Source organism: Vibrio sp. 1288, assembly GCF_033344475.1.
Genome location: NZ_JAWPOX010000022.1, coordinates 24,196 through 44,317, shown reverse-complemented (window position 1 = coordinate 44,317; position 20,122 = coordinate 24,196). Strand labels below are relative to the sequence as shown.

At 46.0% G+C, this 20,122-nt stretch carries 22 protein-coding genes; 1 reads left to right on the top strand and 21 read right to left on the bottom strand.

The genetic code is table 11. From position 1 onward, the window contains the following. Positions 1-16: 16 nt before the first annotated feature. From atpD to R8O11_RS16375, 21 genes are all read right to left on the bottom strand, one after another. Positions 17-1,420: a F0F1 ATP synthase subunit beta gene (gene atpD / locus R8O11_RS16475; protein ID WP_005383849.1), complete on the bottom strand. Its 1,404-nt coding sequence runs from the start codon at positions 1,418-1,420 to the stop codon at positions 17-19. A gap of 35 nt (positions 1,421-1,455) precedes the next feature. Continuing rightward, a complete protein-coding gene (gene atpG / locus R8O11_RS16470; protein WP_005378932.1) occupies positions 1,456-2,322 on the bottom strand; it encodes a F0F1 ATP synthase subunit gamma in 867 nt (288 codons plus the stop codon). Between the two features lie 44 nt (positions 2,323-2,366). Then, a complete protein-coding gene (atpA, locus tag R8O11_RS16465) occupies positions 2,367-3,908 on the bottom strand; it encodes a F0F1 ATP synthase subunit alpha (RefSeq protein ID WP_005378931.1) in 1,542 nt (513 codons plus the stop codon). 13 nt (positions 3,909-3,921) lie between these two features. After that, positions 3,922-4,455, bottom strand: a complete 534-nt coding sequence (gene atpH / locus R8O11_RS16460; RefSeq protein ID WP_017635596.1) for a F0F1 ATP synthase subunit delta — start codon at positions 4,453-4,455, stop codon at positions 3,922-3,924. Positions 4,456-4,469: 14 nt separating this feature from the next. Then, a complete protein-coding gene (gene atpF / locus R8O11_RS16455) occupies positions 4,470-4,940 on the bottom strand; it encodes a F0F1 ATP synthase subunit B (protein WP_005378929.1) in 471 nt (156 codons plus the stop codon). A 56-nt stretch (positions 4,941-4,996) separates the two neighbouring features. Then, positions 4,997-5,254: a F0F1 ATP synthase subunit C gene (gene atpE, locus R8O11_RS16450; RefSeq protein WP_005372317.1), complete on the bottom strand. Its 258-nt coding sequence runs from the start codon at positions 5,252-5,254 to the stop codon at positions 4,997-4,999. Between the two features lie 57 nt (positions 5,255-5,311). Then, complete coding sequence (atpB, locus tag R8O11_RS16445) at positions 5,312-6,124, bottom strand: F0F1 ATP synthase subunit A (RefSeq protein ID WP_005378922.1); 813 nt, start codon at positions 6,122-6,124, stop codon at positions 5,312-5,314. 8 nt (positions 6,125-6,132) lie between these two features. After that, on the bottom strand, positions 6,133-6,522 hold the full coding sequence (locus R8O11_RS16440) for a F0F1 ATP synthase subunit I (RefSeq protein WP_005378921.1): 390 nt from the start codon (positions 6,520-6,522) through the stop codon (positions 6,133-6,135). Positions 6,523-6,711: 189 nt separating this feature from the next. Continuing rightward, the gene (locus tag R8O11_RS16435; protein ID WP_005383840.1) at positions 6,712-7,593 is read right to left on the bottom strand and encodes a ParB/RepB/Spo0J family partition protein; all 882 of its coding nucleotides are present in this window, start codon (positions 7,591-7,593) and stop codon (positions 6,712-6,714) included. A gap of 24 nt (positions 7,594-7,617) precedes the next feature. Then, positions 7,618-8,391 (bottom strand): ParA family protein, encoded by a 774-nt coding sequence (locus tag R8O11_RS16430; protein ID WP_005383838.1) that lies wholly within the window; start codon positions 8,389-8,391, stop codon positions 7,618-7,620. 10 nt (positions 8,392-8,401) lie between these two features. Then, positions 8,402-9,037 (bottom strand): 16S rRNA (guanine(527)-N(7))-methyltransferase RsmG, encoded by a 636-nt coding sequence (gene rsmG, locus R8O11_RS16425; protein ID WP_005378902.1) that lies wholly within the window; start codon positions 9,035-9,037, stop codon positions 8,402-8,404. Beyond that, entirely contained in the window at positions 9,037-10,932 is a 1,896-nt protein-coding gene (gene mnmG / locus R8O11_RS16420) for a tRNA uridine-5-carboxymethylaminomethyl(34) synthesis enzyme MnmG (RefSeq protein ID WP_005378901.1), read from the bottom strand. Before mnmG ends, rsmG begins: the two co-directional genes overlap by 1 nt. 477 nt (positions 10,933-11,409) lie before the next feature. Then, positions 11,410-11,844 (bottom strand): FMN-binding protein MioC, encoded by a 435-nt coding sequence (gene mioC, locus R8O11_RS16415; protein ID WP_005378900.1) that lies wholly within the window; start codon positions 11,842-11,844, stop codon positions 11,410-11,412. A gap of 100 nt (positions 11,845-11,944) precedes the next feature. Then, on the bottom strand, positions 11,945-13,306 hold the full coding sequence (gene mnmE, locus R8O11_RS16410) for a tRNA uridine-5-carboxymethylaminomethyl(34) synthesis GTPase MnmE (protein ID WP_005383836.1): 1,362 nt from the start codon (positions 13,304-13,306) through the stop codon (positions 11,945-11,947). A 130-nt stretch (positions 13,307-13,436) separates the two neighbouring features. Further along, the gene (gene yidC / locus R8O11_RS16405; protein WP_005383834.1) at positions 13,437-15,059 is read right to left on the bottom strand and encodes a membrane protein insertase YidC; all 1,623 of its coding nucleotides are present in this window, start codon (positions 15,057-15,059) and stop codon (positions 13,437-13,439) included. A 2-nt stretch (positions 15,060-15,061) separates the two neighbouring features. Then, the gene (gene yidD, locus R8O11_RS16400) at positions 15,062-15,319 is read right to left on the bottom strand and encodes a membrane protein insertion efficiency factor YidD (RefSeq protein ID WP_005378822.1); all 258 of its coding nucleotides are present in this window, start codon (positions 15,317-15,319) and stop codon (positions 15,062-15,064) included. Next, positions 15,286-15,609, bottom strand: coding sequence for a ribonuclease P protein component (gene rnpA, locus R8O11_RS16395; protein WP_005394102.1), 324 nt, complete (start codon positions 15,607-15,609; stop codon positions 15,286-15,288). The genes yidD and rnpA overlap by 34 nt, the downstream gene beginning before the upstream one ends. Before the next feature lie 46 nt (positions 15,610-15,655). Next, on the bottom strand, positions 15,656-15,790 hold the full coding sequence (gene rpmH, locus R8O11_RS16390) for a 50S ribosomal protein L34 (protein WP_005378825.1): 135 nt from the start codon (positions 15,788-15,790) through the stop codon (positions 15,656-15,658). A 242-nt stretch (positions 15,791-16,032) separates the two neighbouring features. Further along, the gene (locus R8O11_RS16385; protein ID WP_005378827.1) at positions 16,033-16,770 is read right to left on the bottom strand and encodes an amino acid ABC transporter ATP-binding protein; all 738 of its coding nucleotides are present in this window, start codon (positions 16,768-16,770) and stop codon (positions 16,033-16,035) included. After that, positions 16,767-17,438 carry an amino acid ABC transporter permease gene (locus R8O11_RS16380; RefSeq protein ID WP_005378829.1) on the bottom strand — a complete coding sequence of 224 codons (672 nt, stop codon included), beginning with the start codon at positions 17,436-17,438 and terminating at the stop codon, positions 16,767-16,769. The genes R8O11_RS16385 and R8O11_RS16380 overlap by 4 nt, the downstream gene beginning before the upstream one ends. 114 nt (positions 17,439-17,552) lie before the next feature. Beyond that, positions 17,553-18,299 carry an amino acid ABC transporter substrate-binding protein gene (locus tag R8O11_RS16375; RefSeq protein ID WP_005378831.1) on the bottom strand — a complete coding sequence of 249 codons (747 nt, stop codon included), beginning with the start codon at positions 18,297-18,299 and terminating at the stop codon, positions 17,553-17,555. Between the two features lie 412 nt (positions 18,300-18,711). Here R8O11_RS16375 and dnaA point away from each other — a divergent pair, with 412 nt between their 5' ends. After that, positions 18,712-20,118, top strand: a complete 1,407-nt coding sequence (gene dnaA / locus R8O11_RS16370) for a chromosomal replication initiator protein DnaA (RefSeq protein WP_005378835.1) — start codon at positions 18,712-18,714, stop codon at positions 20,116-20,118. The last annotated feature ends 4 nt before the right edge of the window (positions 20,119-20,122 follow it).

The following is a 20,122-nucleotide window of genomic DNA, read 5'->3' as shown; positions in this document are numbered from 1 at the left end:
CGCCTCCTAGTTAGCCTTATAGCTTCTTCGCATTCTCAATAGCATCGTCGATGCTACCGCAGTACATAAATGCCTGCTCAGGAATGTCGTCGTATTCACCAGCTAGTAGACCTTTAAAGCCACGTAGAGTCTCTTTTAGAGGTACGTAAATACCAGGGTCACCTGTAAATACTTCTGCTACGTGGTAAGGCTGAGTTAGGAAACGCTCAATCTTACGTGCACGAGATACAACTTGCTTATCTTCTTCAGATAGCTCGTCCATACCTAGGATAGCAATGATATCTTTCAGCTCTTTGTAGCGCTGAAGAGTCTGCTGAACACCACGAGCAACTTCGTAGTGATCTTGACCAACGACTAGTGGATCAAGCATACGAGATGTTGAATCTAGCGGGTCGATCGCAGGGTATAGACCCATTGCAGCGATGTTACGGTTAAGTACAACCGTTGCATCCAAGTGCGCGAACGTTGTTGCTGGAGACGGGTCAGTCAAGTCATCCGCTGGTACGTATACCGCCTGTACAGACGTGATAGAACCTGATTTCGTTGACGTGATACGCTCCTGAAGTACACCCATCTCTTCTGCAAGAGTTGGCTGGTAACCTACCGCAGAAGGCATACGACCTAGTAGTGCTGATACCTCTGTACCTGCAAGTGTGTAACGGTAGATGTTATCAATGAACAGTAGTACGTCACGACCTTCGTCACGGAAACGCTCTGCCATTGTTAGACCAGTCAGTGCAACACGTAGACGGTTACCTGGTGGCTCGTTCATCTGACCGTAAACCATCGCTACTTTTGATTCTTCAGGCTTCTCAACGTTTACAACGCCCGCTTCCTGCATCTCGTAGTAGAAATCGTTACCTTCACGAGTACGCTCACCAACACCAGCAAATACTGATAGACCTGAGTGCTGTAGTGCGATGTTGTTGATAAGTTCCATCATGTTAACGGTCTTACCTACACCTGCACCACCGAATAGACCGATTTTACCACCCTTAGCGAATGGACAAATTAGGTCGATTACTTTAACGCCCGTTTCTAGAAGTGCAATTTCGTTTGATTGCTCTTCGTAGCTTGGTGCACTACGGTGGATAGAGTAAACCTCTTCCGCACCCACTTCACCACGCTCGTCAATCGCGTCACCTAGGACGTTCATGATACGACCTAGAGTTTTAGTACCTACTGGTACTGAAATTGGAGCGCCAGTGTTAACCACTTCTACTCCACGACGTAAACCATCAGAGCTACCCATTACGATACAACGAACTACGCCACCGCCTAGCTGTTGTTGAACTTCAAGAACTAGACGCTCTTTTGAGTCCGTTACGTTTAGAGCGTCATATACACTAGGTACATTGCTCTGTGGGAACTCTACGTCGACTACCGCACCGATGATCTGTACGATCTTACCTGTAGCCATCGTTAATCCTCTAAACTATTTCGTTTTACCTAAGCTTAAACCGCAGCTGCACCACCAACGATTTCTGATAGTTCTTGTGTAATCGCAGCCTGACGGGCTTTGTTGTACACAAGTTCCAAATCGTCAATCAAACTGGTTGCGTTATCCGTTGCAGCCTTCATCGCAATCATTCGAGCCGCTTGCTCACAAGCAAGGTTCTCAACCACACCTTGGTATACCTGAGACTCTACGTAACGCACTAATAGCGTATCCAGTAGAGGTTTTGGTTCAGGCTCATAGATGTAGTCCCATGAATGCTCACGCTGCATCTCTTCGCTGTCCGATTTAGGCAAAGGTAGCAATTGATCGATCGTTGGTTGCTGAACCATAGTATTAACAAACTTGTTGAATACTACATATAGACGGTCCAGTTCACCTTCATCGTATTTCTTCAGCATTACGCCAACAGAGCCGATTAGGTCTTGTAGGCTTGGATTATCTCCAAGACCAGAAACCTGTGCCGCAACTTTTGCGCCACCATGTTTAAAGAAAGCTGTTGCTTTTGAGCCAACAACGGCTAGCTCAATCTCAGCACCTTTCTCTCTCCATGCTTGCATGTCTGTAACGGCTTTTTTGAACACGTTAATGTTCAAACCACCACACAGACCACGGTCTGTCGAAACGATGATGTAACCAACACGTTTAGCTTCACGCTCTTCTAGGTACGGATGACGGTACTCTAGGTTTGCGTTAGCCACATGACCGATCACTTTACGCATTGTTTCAGCGTATGGACGAGAAGCTTCCATTGCATCTTGAGAACGACGCATTTTTGAAGCTGCTACCATTTCCATCGCTTTCGTAATTTTCTGAGTGCTTTTAACACTACCGATTTTATTACGTATCTCTTTTGCGCCGGCCATCGTTACTCTCCGTTAGTTGGTGGCAGAAACTGCCACCGACCTAATTACCAAGTTTGGGTTGCTTTGAAGTCGTCAGTCAGTTTCTTCAACTGAGCTTCGATTTCATCGTTGTAAGCGCCAGACTTGTCGATCTCAGCTGCTAGTTCAGCGTATTGACCGCGAGCGTACGATAGTAGAGCCGCCTCGAAATCTAGAACTTTGTTAAGTTCTACATCATCAAGGTAACCGCGCTCTGCCGCGAAGATAGTTAGAGCTTGGTCAAATACAGACATTGGAGCGTACTGCTTCTGCTTCATTAGTTCTGTAACTTTTTGACCATGGTCTAGCTGTTTCTTCGTTGCGTCATCAAGGTCAGAAGAGAACTGAGCAAATGCCGCTAGTTCACGGTATGCAGCTAGTGCTGTACGGATACCACCTGATAGTTTCTTGATGATTTTCGTCTGAGCTGAACCACCTACACGAGATACTGAGATACCAGGGTCAACAGCAGGACGAACACCAGCGTTGAATAGCTCAGTTTGTAGGAAGATCTGACCATCGGTAATCGAGATTACGTTAGTCGGTACGAATGCTGAAACGTCACCTGCTTGAGTTTCGATGATAGGAAGAGCAGTCAAAGAACCAGTCTTACCTTTCACTTCACCGTTAGTGAAACGCTCTACGTACTCTTCGTTTACACGAGCTGCACGCTCTAGTAGACGCGAGTGTAAGTAGAATACGTCACCTGGGAATGCCTCACGGCCTGGTGGACGTTTAAGTAGTAGAGAGATCTGACGGTAAGCTACCGCTTGCTTAGATAGATCATCGTAAACAATCAGTGCGTCTTCACCGCGATCGCGGAAGTATTCACCCATCGCACAACCTGCGTAAGGCGCTAGGTATTGAAGCGCTGCAGATTCAGAAGCTGATGCAACTACAACGATAGTATTTTGTAGTGCGCCGTGCTCTTCTAGTTTGCGAACAACGTTAGCGATAGTCGATGCTTTCTGACCGATTGCTACGTAGATAGAGAAAATACCAGAGTCTTTCTGGTTGATGATCGCGTCGATCGCCAGTGCTGTTTTACCAATCTGACGGTCACCGATGATAAGCTCACGCTGACCACGACCGATTGGGATCATTGAGTCAACTGACTTATAACCAGTTTGCACAGGTTGGTCTACCGATTTACGGTCGATTACACCTGGTGCGATCACTTCTACAGGCGAAGTCATTTTCGCTTCGATTGGACCTTTACCATCGATAGGCTCACCCAGCGTATTTACTACGCGGCCTAGTAGTTCTGGACCAACTGGCACTTCAAGAATGCGGCCAGTACCTGTAACTTTCATGCCTTCCTTAAGGTCAGCATATGGGCCCATTACAACCGCACCAACCGAGTCACGCTCAAGGTTAAGTGCCAGTGCATAACGGCCACCCGGTAATTCAATCATTTCACCTTGCATCACGTCCGCTAGGCCGTGGATGCGGATGATACCATCGCTTACCGATACGATAGTACCCTCGTTGCGAGCTTCACTAACAACTTCGAAAGATTCGATACGTTGTTTGATCAGATCGCTAATTTCCGTGGAATTAAGTTGCATGCTCCAATCCCCATTAAGACTGCAATGCATCGCTCAGGCGGTTCAAACGACCACGCGCTGAGTCATCGATGACTAGGTCTCCGGCTCGAATAATAACCCCACCAAGTAGGGTCTCATCTACACTGCAATTCAGCTTCACTTTGCGTTCAAGACGCTTTTCAAGTTTGCTGCCAATGTTTGCAAGTTGTTCATCAGAAAGCTCTGTTGCTGAAATTACTTCAACATCAATTTCTTTCTCATGTTCTTTTTTCAGAGTAAAAAACTCCGTGCAAACATCAGGAAGGGCCGCTAAACGACCATTCTCAGCCATTACCTTCAAAAGGTTTTGACCGTGCGCATCAACTTGTTCGCCGCAAACTGCAACAAAAATTTCTGCCATTTTGTCAGCAGAAACCGAACCCGTTAGTAGTTCGTTCATTTGTTCGTTTTTGGCCACTTCAGCAGCAAAAGATAACATTTGGCCCCATTGGTCCAACTGGTCTTTCTCTAAAGCAAAGTCGAAGGCTGCTTTAGCATAGGGGCGTGCGATAGTAGTCAAATCAGACATATGCGCCCCCAGACTTAAAGTTTTGCAGTAATGTTGTCGAGAATATCTTTTTGCGCATCTTTATCGATAGAACGCTCAAGGATTTTCTCAGCACCAGCTACAGCCAGAGTAGCAACTTGTTTGCGCAGCTCATCGCGTGCACGATTGCGTTCAGCTTCAAGTTCTGCTTCTGCTTGCGCTAGGATTTTCTGGCGTTCTGCCTGAGCTTCCTCGCGAGCTTCATCAAGAATTTGAGACTTACGCTTGTTCGCTTGTTCGATGATCTCAGTTGCTGTGCGCTTCGCTTCTTTCAATTGATCAGAAGCGTTGGCTTGTGCTAGATCCAAGTCTTTCGCAGCACGTTCTGCTGCTTGAAGACCATCAGCAATTTTCTTCTGACGCTCTTCGATCGCTTGCATCAATGGTGGCCATACATACTTCATGCAGAACCACACAAATAGTGCGAACGAGATTGCTTGACCTAGCAGAGTTGCGTTTATGTTCACAACAGCTACTCCCTTTTAAGAATCAACTACAAAAATACAATTAACAGAGTTGTTAATTAGCCTGCTAGTTGACCCACAAATGGGTTTGCGAAAGTGAATAGTAGCGCGATTACGATACCGATCATTGGAACCGCATCAAGTAGACCCGCGATGATGAACATCTTAACTTGTAGCATAGGAGCCATTTCTGGTTGACGTGCAGCACCTTCTAGGAATTTACCACCTAGCAGTGCGAAACCAATCGCTGTACCAAGAGAAGCAAGACCGACGATAATACCTACGGCGATTGCAGAAAAGCTCAGTAAAGTTTCCATTACTATCTCCAATTTATAGTTGTTGGCTTAGTGCCCAAATAAAAAGCTTTAAAAAAATTAATGATCAGGATCTTCGTGTGCCATTGACAGGTAAACAATTGTCAACATCATGAATACGAAGGCTTGAATCGTAATAACCAAGATATGGAAGATTGCCCACGGTAGTGAACCCATCCATTGTAAGTACCATGGTAGCATTGCCGCACAAAGAATGAATACAACCTCACCCGCGAACATGTTACCGAATAGACGCATACCAAGTGATAGAGGTTTCGCTAATAGCGATACCACTTCAATTAGTAGGTTAAACGGAATCATCAGTGGGTGATTGAATGGATGTAGTGCAAGTTCTTTTGCGAATCCACCTAGACCTTTTACTTTGATGCTGTAGTAAATCATCAATGCAAAAACGCCTAGAGCCATAGCCATGGTGATATTCACATCAGCAGACGGTACAACCTTAAGGTAAGGAATACCTAGCCAATGCTCTGCTGGGTATGGTAAGAAGTCGATAGGAACTAAGTCCATCACGTTCATCAAAAATACCCAACAAAAGATAGTCAGTGCTAAAGGCGCGATCAGTGGGTTGCGTCCATGGAACGTGTCTTTGACGTTATCGGCGACAAATTCAACGATCATTTCTACAGCACACTGAAGCTTACCCGGTACACCCGCTGTTGTTCTCTTTGCTACTTTGTAAAAAATTCCGAGGAAGATTAAACCAGTAAACCAAGAAAAAAACAGGCTATCGATATGTACGTTCCAGAAACTTGTCTCCGACCCTACTAAACCCAACTTGTATAGCGATAGGTTAGAAAGGTGGTGGGCAATGTAACCGGACGATGTTAGCGCTTCACCTGGCGCAGCCATAACTCATCCTATTTTTTGTTGTTAATGAATAGCACTGGTGCACAGATATTAATACCTAGTACCAGCAAATAGGTTAGTTTGAGGGGAACAAGTTCCACCTGCATATACATGTAGGCAACATAGAACAGTGCAACCGTGATGAGAATTTTCAGTACTTCACCCGTATAGAAGGAAGCAGCGATGCGCTTGGCAGCGCGAGCTCCACTAAACATGAAAGCACACAGCGCGAATACTGCATTGGCAACAACAAAAATGCCTCCGCCAATCAGCGCTGAAAATCCCCAGTCAGGATTTATGGCTACCGCCATTCCTGCTGCCACAAAAATAACCGCGCCAGACTGGATCATTAACAATTGCCTTGCGAGCTCTCGTCCTGGTCTAGCTAACGCAGCTACCATGTATTCGTACCTCTAGTAATATCCACTTCGCACTTAACTCTCTGTGCTGGGAAATTGGCGAAAATTATACGTTCAGTTCAACGTAAAGCAATTCGATTGCATCAAAAACTTACAGTTTTGTTTACAAAACGACAACTTTCGCACAAAATTCGATTAATTAGATTAATTGACCTAAATCAATTATCTCATCTAGGCCTCAAGCTTGGCAATTAGTTGGTCCAATTTGTGAGGCTCATCAAGACTTATCGTCAATTTCGCTTTTCCGTTTGCAGAACGGGTAAGAGAAACTTTTGCATCAAGCAGCTGACTCAATTTATGCGACATTTGCTCGGCTTCGGTATCCTCTTGTTGCCCTTTTTGCTCATTTTGTGGGGCTAAGCACTTTTTTACTAACTGTTCGGTTTGGCGAACAGTCATTTGCTTCTTAGCCACTTGTTGAGCTACTTCGACTTGCTGTTCGCCTTCTAACGCTAACAGAGCTCGAGCATGACCCATTTCCAATTTTTTATCTGCAACCAGACCTTTTACATCAACTTCCAACTGATTCAGACGTAATAGGTTACTCACCGTCGTTCTTGATTTACCAATCACATCGGCCACTTGCTGATGTGTCAGCGTGAATTCATCTTGTAGACGTTCAAGCGCTTGGGCTTCCTCAATCACATTCAAGTCTTCACGTTGAATGTTTTCAATCAACGCCATTGCGATGGCGGCACGATCTTCAACTTTTTTCACCAAACACGGCACGCGTTTTAAACCCGCCTGCCTTGCAGCACGCCAGCGGCGCTCACCTGCGATGATCTCAAACTGACCATTTTCGACCTGGCGAACCACGATTGGTTGAATAATGCCTTGTGATTGAATCGAAGCCGCTAGTTCTTCTAGCGCTTCAGGCGCCATATCTTTACGCGGTTGGTATACGCCCGGCTGCAATTGACCAATCGCTAAATCGGTTAACTCACCGTCTGCCGATAATTCTTGGCTATGCGATGCAATATGCTGTTTTTCACGAGCAAACGAACTGGTCGACAATAACGCATCCAGTCCTTTTCCGAGACCACGCTTAGACATGGGATTGAATTCCTTAGGTTAGAGTTAAACTGGGATTTCTTCGCGGCGGAGCATTTCGCCCGCTAAAGCAAGATACGCTTTGGCACCTGCGGAGTACTTATCGTAGTACATTGCTGGCTTACCGTGACTTGGCGCTTCAGCCAAACGAACATTACGCGGAATGACAGTACGGTAAACTTTATTCCCAAAGTGTTTTTTAAGTTGATCGGATACTTCATTCGATAAGCGGTTGCGTGGGTCGTACATGGTACGCAATAAACCTTCGATTTTTAGGTTTTCATTCACAACAGCCGCTAACTTGCTGATTGTATCCATAAGAGCAGTTAAACCTTCTAACGCAAAGTATTCACATTGCATCGGCACCAGCACAGAGTCAGCTGCCGCCATCGCATTGATTGTAAGAAGGTTTAGAGAAGGAGGACAATCAATAAAGATGAAATCATAGTTATCGCGAACTGACGACAATGCATTTTTTAGACGCACTTCACGAGCGAAAACTTCCATCAATTTGATTTCTGCCGCGGTCACGTCTCCGTTCGCCGCGATCAAATCATACTTCCCTGTTGTTTGGGTACAAACGACTTGATCGAACGGTGTATCTTCAACCAAAAGATCGTATGCGGTGGCGTCGACCATATACTTATCCACGCCACTGGCCATCGTAGCATTGCCTTGCGGGTCGAGATCGATCACCAAAACCTTGCGCTTTGTTGCCGCCATCGAAGCCGCTAAGTTAATGCACGTTGTTGTTTTGCCGACCCCACCTTTCTGGTTGGCGATTGCTACAATTTTACCCACGATTACCTCGCTAATTTTCCTTGCGCGATAAGATTACTAGATGACGATCACCTTCCAACTCAGGAACAGCCAAAGATATGATCTCTGTCACACTGCACCATTCAGGAAGCTGATCCATTTCATCTTTAGGGTGCTGCCCTTTCAGCGCTAGAAACACCCCGTGCTCTTGTTTCGGCAAATGGTGGCACCATTCCACCATGTCTGTCATTGAAGCAAAAGCTCGACTCAAAACGCCATCAAATTTTTCTTCAGGTTGGAATTCTTCGACGCGACTTTGAATTGGTGTCACGTTTTTCAGCCCTAATGTGTGCACGACTTGCTTGATAAAACGGATGCGTTTGCCAAGACTGTCGAGCAAAAAGAAGGTTTTCTCAGGGTTCATGATTGCCAAAGGGATGCCCGGTAACCCCGGACCAGTACCAACATCAATGAAGCGCTCACCGGGCAGGTGTGCGCTTACAACGATACTATCAAGAATATGTTTCACTAACATATCAAGCGGATCACGTACCGATGTTAAATTGTACGCTTTGTTCCATTTGTCGAGCAGTTCGACATAACCAACTAACTGCTCTCGTTGCTGTTCTGACACTTCCAAATCGGTTTTCGCGATCAGTGAATCCAGCTTTGTTCGCAATGCACTCATTATTCTTCCTCACCTTTCTTCAGCAAACCATGCTTTTTCAAGTGAACAAGTAGAATAGAAATTGCAGCAGGCGTAATACCAGAAATGCGTGATGCAATACCGATGCTCTCTGGTTTGGCCTCGCTCAGTTTAGCAACGACTTCGTTTGATAAACCTTTTACATCGCGGTAATCCAAATCAGCAGGTAACTTGGTATTTTCGTGACGCAGTGATTTTTCGATCTCTTCCTGCTGACGCTTGATGTAACCATCATATTTCACTTGAATTTCAACTTGCTCAGCCGCTTGCTGATCTTCAAGTGCAGGAGCAAACGCTTCAAGTTGCGTCAGTTGCGAATAAGTGATCTCAGGACGACGCAGAAGATCCTCACCACTCGCTTCACGGGCCATTGGGGTTTTCAGCAGCTTGTTCAGCTCATCAACACCCTCTGACTTCGGATTCATCCACGTTGCTTTCAAACGCTGACGCTCCGTTTCCATATTGTTGATTTTCTCGTTAAAGCGAGCCCAACGAACATCATCAATCAAGCCTAGCTCGCGCGCTTTTTCCGTTAAACGTAAATCGGCGTTATCTTCACGAAGTAGCAGGCGGTATTCCGCACGAGAAGTGAACATTCGGTACGGCTCTTTGGTACCCATGGTCGATAAGTCATCAATCAACACGCCCATGTAAGCTTGGTCACGACGTGGGCTCCAGCCTTCTTTGTCTTGGCTAAACAAGCTTGCGTTTAGGCCCGCCATCAAGCCTTGCGCTGCGGCTTCTTCGTAGCCAGTCGTACCATTAATCTGGCCAGCAAAGAACAAACCATGGATGAACTTCGTCTCGTACGTTTGCTTCAAATCACGTGGATCGAAGAAATCGTATTCAATCGCATAACCTGGGCGAACGATGTGTGCATTTTCAAACCCTTTCATTGAGCGCACGATTTGTACTTGCACATCAAATGGCAAGCTGGTCGAGATACCATTAGGGTATAACTCGTGCGTGGTTAGGCCTTCTGGCTCAATGAAGATTTGGTGGCTGTTTTTGTCAGCGAAACGCATCACTTTGTCTTCAATAGACGGACAGTAACGCGGACCAATACCTTCAATCACACCTGCGTACATTGGACTGCGATCCAAGTTACTACGGATCACATCGTGAGTTTGTTCATTGGTGTGGGTGATGAAACATGGAATCTGACGCGGATGCTGTTCACGTTTGCCCATGAACGAGAATACAGGCGTTGGGTTATCACCATGCTGAGCTTCTAGCACTGAAAAATCAACAGTACGAGCATCAATGCGCGGTGGAGTACCTGTTTTTAAACGATCCACACGGAACGGCAGTTCACGCAGTCGATCCGCTAATGCGATCGATGGTGGATCCCCGGCACGACCACCAGACGAGCTTTCCATACCTATGTGGATCTTACCACCAAGGAAGGTACCCACGGTTAGCACAACGGCTTTCGCATGGAAGCGAAGTCCCATTTGAGTTACCACACCAACTGCGCGATCTTGTTCAACAATCAGATCATCAACTGATTGCTGGAACAACGTTAAGTTAGGCGCATTTTCTAATGCATTACGAACGTACGCTTTGTACAGAGCGCGATCGGCTTGAGCTCGAGTTGCTCGTACTGCAGGACCTTTGGAGGCATTTAGTGTACGAAACTGAATACCTGCATGGTCGATGGCTTCAGCCATCAAACCGCCCATAGCATCTACTTCTTTTACTAAGTGACCTTTACCAATACCACCGATCGCCGGATTACAAGACATCTGGCCTAATGTATCGATGTTATGGGTAAGGAGAAGCGTTTTTTGTCCTGTGCGTGCAGATGCGAGCGCGGCTTCCGTTCCTGCGTGTCCGCCACCGACAACAATGACGTCAAAGTTTTCGTGATAAAGCATGAACTGACCTCAGGTATTCAAAGGGATTTAATGGACAGATAAAGGAGCCGTATTTTACCTGCTTTATGCCAGAGAGAAAAACGTTTTCTCGTTTTATCCGTTTTAAGCTTCAAGATAAATATATATAAGATCTATATATATGATCTTTTATTAGATCTACTATTAGGATCGACCGTTTCTGTGGATAACCTAAAAATGATCAACAAGATCATGGATCTTCTTTGGATCATATCTTGTGATCATGATTGGATCAGATCGAGGATTACCTGGGATCAAAAGTGGTAGTTATACACAGGAGGTAAAATTGATCAAAGTTGTTATTGGGATAACTAAAGGAAAATCACTGGATCTTATTGTAGTTATCCACAGTCTGTTTGGTTAGTTTTTGAGCGGTTAAACAAAATAATTTGGTGGGAGTTATTCACATGGGAGAAAACAGAGCCGAATTTCGACTCTGTTGAAGGGAAAGTCGTGAGTTTAAAAACGTTCGATATTCTCTTTTAACCACATCTCTGCGGCGTCTTCTGGCACATCATGGCTCAGTACATCGATTTTAAAGCAATCTGCGAGAGGGGTTGCACCAATATCCTCTAATAAATCATAAGCGTGTTGACCAGCGGCACAGAACGTATCGTAGCTAGAGTCACCAATCGCAATCACCGCAAATTTTACATCAGTCATTTTTGGCGGTGTATTTTGTAATGCTGCGATAAAAGGTTGGATATTATCAGGATACTCACCAGCTCCATGTGTAGAGGTGATCACCAACCACGTACCTTGATTTTCGATATCACTGAGGGAAGGCTGGTTGTGGATCGTTGTTTCAAATCCATTCTCGTTGAGTAGATCACTCAGGTGATCCCCTACGTATTCTGCGCCACCTAACGTGCTGCCTGTAATAATGTGGATCATACTTCTTCCTTATTGAATGCGACGGCTAAAGCTCATGGATGGCTTGCCGTACAAAAAGAAACGCGGTGTGAGTTAAGCTCAGCACCGCGCGTTCGATTATTTACTTCCCTATACAGAATGAAGAGAAGATTCGTCCCAGTAAGTCGTCAGAACTGAACTCACCGGTAATCTCATTGAGATGTTGTTGGGTGATACGTAGCTCTTCAGCCAATATTTCACCGGCCATATAGCCTTCAAGCTGCTCCTGGCCTATTTGAAGGTGCTGTGCGGCACGTTCTAATGCATCGAGATGACGACGACGAGCCATAAACCCACCTTCACTGTTGCCAGAGAAGCCCATACACTCCTTGAGATGATCGCGCAGAGCTTCAACCCCTGCACCAGTCTTCGCTGACAAACGGATAAGAGTAGGGTTATTGACGTGGCAGATCCCCATATCTTCACCCGTTTGATCCGCTTTATTACGGATCACAGTTATGCCAATGTTGTCTGGTAGGCGATCCACAAAATCTGGCCAGATATCTTTCGGATCGGTGGCATCGGTTGTCGTGCCATCCACCATGAACAACACGCGGTCTGCTTGGGCTATTTCATCCCACGCGCGTTCGATACCGATTTTCTCTACTTCATCGGAAGCATCACGCAAACCTGCTGTATCAATGATGTGTAGTGGCATGCCATCAATATGGATATGCTCACGCAGTACATCACGCGTGGTTCCTGCGATGTCGGTTACGATTGCAGATTCTTTACCCGATAGCGCGTTCAGTAGGCTTGATTTGCCCGCATTTGGACGACCCGCAATCACGACTTTCATCCCTTCACGCATAATAGCGCCTTGGTTAGCTTCTTTGCGCACCGCATCTAGGTTGTCGATGATGGCTTGTAGGTCACCAGCCACTTTACCGTCGGCCAAAAAGTCGATCTCTTCTTCAGGGAAGTCGATGGCTGCTTCAACATAGATACGCAAATGAATCAGCGACTCAACTAAGGTATTAATGCGGCCTGAAAATGCGCCCTGTAAGGATTGCAGTGCCGATTTTGCTGCTTCTTCAGAACTGGCATCAATGAGGTCTGCGATCGCCTCGGCTTGAGCGAGGTCGAGTTTATCGTTCAGAAATGCGCGTTCAGAGAACTCACCAGGGCGAGCAGCTCGAATACCATCTATACCTAGAATGCGTTTTATCAGCATATCCATCACGACAGGGCCGCCATGGCCTTGCAGCTCAAGTACGTCTTCACCGGTAAATGAATGCGGGTTAGGGAAGTACAGTGCGATGCCCTGATCAAGCACAGTGCCATCTTCTGACTTAAACGGCAGGTACTCTGCGTAGCGGGGCTTTAGTGTTTTGCCAGTGACTTCTAACGCCACTTGGTTGGCTTTAGGGCCAGAAACTCGAATAATACCGACACCGCCACGACCAGGCGCGGTCGCTTGAGCGACAATCGTATCTGTAGTCATAATTTTGCCTTTTGAGCTGGGCTATAGGGAAGATACCTAGGGAGCCATCACAATTAATTAGCTGAATTGTAATCAGCCAAAAACAAAAAGGCGACCTTTTGGCCGCCTTTCTCAATCATTTCCTAAAAGGTTACTTGCTGTGTAAGCCTTTTTTCTCTAATCCTTTGTAGATCAGAGTTTGCTGGATAAGCGTTACGATGTTCGACACCAACCAGTATAGAACGAGACCTGATGGGAAGAACAAGAAGAAGAAGGTAAACATAACCGGCATAAAGGTCATGATCTTCTGCTGCATTGGATCCGTTACCGTTGTCGGGCTCATCTTCTGGATTAGGAACATAGACGCACCCATCAATAGCGGCAGGATGTAGTAAGGGTCCTGCGCTGAAAGGTCATGAATCCAACCGAAGAATGGAGAGTGACGTAGCTCAACCGATTCCATTAGTGCCCAGTAAAGCGCGATGAAGATAGGCATCTGTAGGATAAGAGGTAAACAGCCACCTAGTGGGTTCACTTTCTCTTTCTTGTACAGTTCCATCATTTCTTGGCTCATGCGCTGACGGTCATCACCGATACGCTCACGCATTGCTTGCAGCTTAGGCTGTAGCATGCGCATTTTCGCCATAGACGTGTATTGCGCTTTTGTTAGTGGGTACATTGCACCACGAACGATGAAGGTCAGACAGATGATTGCCACACCCCAGTTGCCAACAAAGCTCTGGATGAATGAAAGCAACATATGAAGAGGCTTCGCAATGAACCATAACCAGCCGTAGTCCACTACTAGGTCTAGGTTAGGTGCCACTTCTGCCATTTCATCTTGCAGTTTTGGACCAACCCAAAGTGTTGCTTCAAACTTAGCCTGATCGCCTGTTGCGATAGTTTTGTTCGGCATACGAACGCCGATGTCGCCGAGGTTGCCAATTACACGAGTGTATAGGTTAGTACCTGGTTCGTTACGTGGGATCCAAGCTGCGGCAAAGTAGTGCTGAATCATTGCTGCCCAACCTTGGCCATCGGCTAGGTTAAGAGACAGGTTGCGATCCTGCATATCATCAAAGCTGTACTTCTTGTAACGCGTATCTTCTGTTGAGTATGCGCCACCACGGTAAGTAGGCATTGTGATGCTACCACCATCGTCCATTAGGTTTTGACGTAGGTGAGCGTACATACCAAATGTTGCGTTGTTGCCTGAGTTGTTCACTACATCGTATTCAACATTAAGCGCGTAGCTGCCGCGTTTAAAGATGTAAGTTTTGGTGTATTCGATGCCGTTTGCAGTGAATGTCATCGGAACGCGAAGTTCATCTTGACCGTCAGCCATTGTGAAGCTGTCTGCACTTACGTTGTAGTGAGGGCGATTTGTGCTGCTCAAGTCGATACCTTGAGGACCCACTAGACCGCTTTGAGCGATAAATTGGTGACCTTGAGCGTCTTTAAGCAGAACAAAGGAATCTGATGAATCTAACTCAGCAGAGTATTCGTTAAGGTTGGCATGTACCACATCGCCACCAACGGTGTCGATCGACAGAGTTAAAACATCAGTCGTTACTGTGATAGTTTTTGCAGAAGCTTGCTGTTGACCGGGAACTGGGTCAAGTTCATCAGCAAAAGATGGTGCAGGTAGAGTGCTGCTTGATTGAGCCTGTTCAACTGCTTGAGGTTCTGGATTCTTTGCAACTTGCCATTGTTGAAACAGCAAAAAAGAAACCAGGGCCAAACCGATGAGCAGGATATTACGTTGAGAATCCATCGTTAGTTATCTCTGTCTTGTTTTTGGACTGGTGGAACGGGGTCATACCCCCCTTCATTCAAAGGGTGGCATTTTAATAGACGTTTGCCTGATAACCAACATCCTTTTACAAAACCGTGAGCTCTCAAAGCTTCTAGCGCGTAAGTGGAACAGGTTGGTGTGAACCGGCAACGAGGACCAATCAAAGGGCTGATAAACCAGCGATACAGATAAACGAGCCCAATGGCTATCCACGTGAAGGGCGAGACAGGCGTTGCCATAGCTTATCAAACAACTTAAAAATTTCCTCATTGCTTAAATCTTGCGCGCTTTTCTTCGCAATCACAACAAAATCTTTGTTTGGAAGCTGATGTTGATTGTTACGAAAGCTTTCACGAGCCAAACGCTTAAATCGGTTACGACCGACAGCCGTTTTGATTTGCTTTTTGGGAACCGCTAAACCTAATCGTGGGTGAGAAAGTTTGTTATTGCGAGCAATGATGGTGAAATGAGGCGAGCCAGCTCGATGAGCTTGCTGGAAGACGTTTTGATAATGCTCGGGAGTTAACAAACGTAACTCCCGATTAAACGCGTACGTGTTCAAAATAAACTAGCGATTATTTTGATAGGCGCGCACGGCCTTTTGCACGACGTGCGTTGATAACTTTACGACCGTTCTTAGTTGCCATGCGAGCACGGAAGCCGTGAGTACGCTTGCGCTTTAGAACTGTAGGTTGAAAAGTGCGTTTCATGATAATTACCTTTACTGATCAGTAGTTTTAGGTTCTTGTTAAACCCGGCGTGGGTATTTGCTTTCTTATATAAAGAAGCTCTTTATATAGAGAAGGACAACCGACGCCTCTCAACAAAGAGGCGGAATTGTAATCACACTCACATAATGTGTCAATGACTCAATGAGTACGAAATTCCGGCCGGGCGATTATACGTAGTGTGAGTAAAATCTCAAGGATCAATCGATCCTGATGCTTGATCGTTACTCTATTCCTACTTGGTTAAGGAATTTTTTCAAACGAGGATCTTGTGGATTATCGAAGATATCCTGTGGAGAACCTTGCTCAACGATATTGCCTTCCGCCATGAAGATCACTCTATCAGCGACTTCTTTCGCGAATTGCATCTCGTGCGTCACCACCAGCATGGTTTGATGCTGATTAGCTAACTTCTTCATTAATGAGAGAACTTCACCGACCCATTCAGGATCCAGCGCAGAAGTTGGTTCGTCAAACAACAGCAGTTCTGGTTGCAGCGCCATCGCTCGGCCGATACCCACGCGTTGTTGTTGGCCGCCAGATAATGCCGCTGGATAACTATCGCCTTTATCCCCAAGGCCGATGTCATCCAGAATTTGTTGCGCTCGTTTGAGAGCATCGGCTTTTTTCCAACCTCGAACGGTCACTAGACCTTCGGCAATGTTCTGGCGCGCATTCATATGGGCAAACAGGGCATAGTTTTGGAACACAAAGCCAGTTCGACGACGCAGCGCTAATACTTCGGCTTTAGTGTGTTTTTGAGTATCAACGGAGATGTCATCTATCGTGATACGACCTTCATCTGCTTGTTCTAGAAAGTTCACCGTACGCAGCAAGGTTGATTTACCCGTACCACTTGAGCCGATAATCACGATGATCTCACCTTGCTTAATATCGAGGTCGATGCCTTTCAGCACTTCAGTCTCACCAAAACGTTTGTGAATATTTTCTAACTTAATCATCGTACGTACGCCTTATTCAGTTTTGCTTCTGCCCAGATTTGTACGCGAGTCAGAATCACCACCACGCCCCAGTAAATAAGAGCAACCGCAAGGAAAGCTTCAAAGAAACGGAAACTTGATGAGGCTTCCATCTGTGCTTTCGCCATGATTTCGGCCACACCAAGCGTGAAAGCGAGAGACGTTGACTTGATCATATCGATGAAATAGTTCATCAATGAAGGCAGTGCGACACGCGTTGCTTGAGGTAAAATCACTCGGCGCATTGCTTGGGATGTCGTCATACCGACCGATAAGCTCGCTTCCATTTGGCTGCGATCAATGCCAATAATGGCGGCACGAATACTTTCCGCCATATAAGCGGCAAAGTGCAGCGTTAAACCGATAACCGCTGCTGAAAAGGCGTCGATACCGACCATCAATGGAAAAATTTGCGGTAAGCCGTAATAAAGCAGGAAAAGCTGAACCAACAGTGGGGTGCCACGGAAGAAGCTGATGTACAGTTGGCTTAATTGATCCAAAACTGGCAGTTTAAATACGCGAATATTGGCTAAAATGACGGATAAAATCAGCGAAAACACCAATCCCCATGTCGCCATTTCCATGGTTGTGCCAAGATATTTCAGCAATATCGGCAACAGTTCCAACATGTAATTAAAGTCAAATCCCATACGGCTTACCTAAAGGCTAGAGAAAAGAAAAGGTGGAAAACAAGTTCCACCTTTACGTAAGTTTATTTTAGTCCTAGAGTGATACCACTTTGCGGCCTAAAGTACAAAGAGTTCTTATTTCGTGATGTCAGCGCCAAACCACTTCACGGAAATTTTCTCTACTGTACCATCTGCGCGCATCTCAGCCAGTGCTTTGTTTACTTCTTCTTGCAGCTTACGACCTTTCTCGTTGTCCACGAAAGGCCATGCGTTTTGAATGGTCTCAAACGGTTCGCCTGCCAATTCCAAAGGAAGACCTGTTTTCTTAATCAGCTCTAACGCAGAAAGACGATCCATTACAAACGCGTCTGCACGACCGAGCGCCACGTCATGTTCGATACCTGTGTCGTACGTTTTAATGTTGATCTTGCCGTCTTTGTCGTATTGACGCAGCAGTTGCTCAAAGTTAGAGCCTAGGTTCACCGCAACGGTTTTGCCCGCAAGATCGTCAACACCTTTGATGCTGTCGTTGCCTTTACGCACGGTAATTTGTGCGCCATCTACAACGTAAGGGTCAGCAAATAGGTATTTAGCTTTACGCTCATCAGTCATGGTGATTTGGTTGGAGATCGTATCGATACGACCAGTTTCTAAAAGACCAAATAAACCAGAGAAGTTGGCTGTTACGTATTCGATTTTGTAATCGTTACGTTTACCGATTTCATCCCACATGTCGACTTCAAAGCCTTGTAGCTTGTCTTGCTTTACAAAAGTAAACGGGAAGTAGCGACCTGACATACCAACTTTGACTTCAGTAGCGGCTTGTACGGTTGCTGCCGACAGTGCAATGGCTGCAACGGCAACCTTAATCCAGTTTTTCATAATACATCTCCATAATTTTATGGTTGGAAATACTACTGTTAGTTAGCTCAATTAAATAAATAACCAAGAGCAATAACCTAGACCTGTGAGTTATTAGATAATAGAAGAAGAATGTTAAATGTGACGAAAATGCGAACTGAACCTAGCGAAATGATCGACAAAATCAGCATTGGGAATAAAATAATACACAGACTTATCACCAATCGCTCGATCTTGTGAATTTTGCCCAATTGTGGATCGTTGTGTGGGCAAATTTGGGGCAAGGTGTGTTGATCTCATCAAGTTTGCAGAAATAATTGTGAATAACTTGGATCTTATTCACTGGATCGTCGATCAATCGCTGGCGATCTTGGTTATCAACAGGTAAAATTGCCAGTCTTTTCCGATAATTCAATTACTCAGTGGGGGCACCGTGTCATCTTCGCTTTGGCTGCAATGTTTGCAGCAGCTTCAAGAAGAGCTACCAGCTACAGAATTCAGCATGTGGGTTCGTCCGCTACAAGCGGAGCTCAATGACAATACTCTCACTCTATTCGCGCCAAACCGCTTCGTGTTGGACTGGGTGCGTGATAAGTATCTGAACAATATTACTCGCTTACTGCAGGAATACTGTGGTGGCGACATTCCTAACTTACGCTTTGAAGTGGGGAGCCGACCTGTCTCTGCTCCAAAACCAGCGCCGACACGTACGCCTGCAGATGTGGCTGCGGAGTCATCTGCGCCTGCGCAATTACAGGCGCGTAAGCCAGTACACAAAACCTGGGATGACGACGCTCAAGCGATTGCGGCTATCAATCACCGCTCAAACATGAACCCAAAACACAAGTTCGACAACTTTGTTGAAGGTAAGTCGAACCAACTGGGTTTGGCTGCGGCGCGTCAGGTATCGGATAATCCTGGTGCAGCATACAACCCGCTGTTCCTATACGGCGGCACGGGCTTGGGTAAAACGCACTTGTTGCATGCGGTGGGCAACGCGATTGTGGATAACAACCCGAACGCAAAAGTGGTCTACATGCACTCAGAACGTTTTGTGCAAGACATGGTAAAAGCGTTGCAAAACAATGCGATTGAAGAATTCAAACGCTACTACCGCAGCGTGGATGCGCTCCTTATCGATGACATCCAATTCTTTGCTAATAAAGAACGTTCACAAGAAGAATTCTTCCATACCTTCAACGCACTATTGGAAGGTAATCAGCAGATCATTCTAACGTCTGACCGTTATCCTAAAGAAATTAATGGCGTTGAAGATCGTCTTAAATCTCGCTTTGGTTGGGGTCTTACTGTTGCGATCGAGCCACCTGAGCTTGAAACGCGTGTGGCGATCTTGATGAAAAAAGCTGAAGATCACCAAATCCACCTTGCTGATGAAGTGGCATTCTTCATTGCCAAGCGTCTGCGTTCGAACGTTCGTGAGCTCGAAGGTGCACTGAACCGTGTTATCGCGAACGCGAACTTTACTGGTCGTCCAATTACGATTGATTTTGTTCGTGAAGCGCTGCGCGATCTGCTTGCTCTACAAGAGAAGCTGGTGACGATCGATAACATTCAAAAGACAGTGGCGGAATACTACAAGATTAAAGTAGCGGACTTGCTGTCTAAACGTCGCTCTCGTTCTGTTGCGCGTCCTCGTCAGCTGGCCATGGCGTTAGCAAAAGAACTAACCAACCATAGCTTGCCTGAAATTGGCGATGCGTTTGGGGGCCGCGATCATACGACCGTACTTCATGCTTGTCGCAAGATTGAGCAGCTGCGTGAAGAGAGCCACGACATTAAAGAAGATTACTCTAACTTGATTCGCACCCTGTCTTCGTAATCGG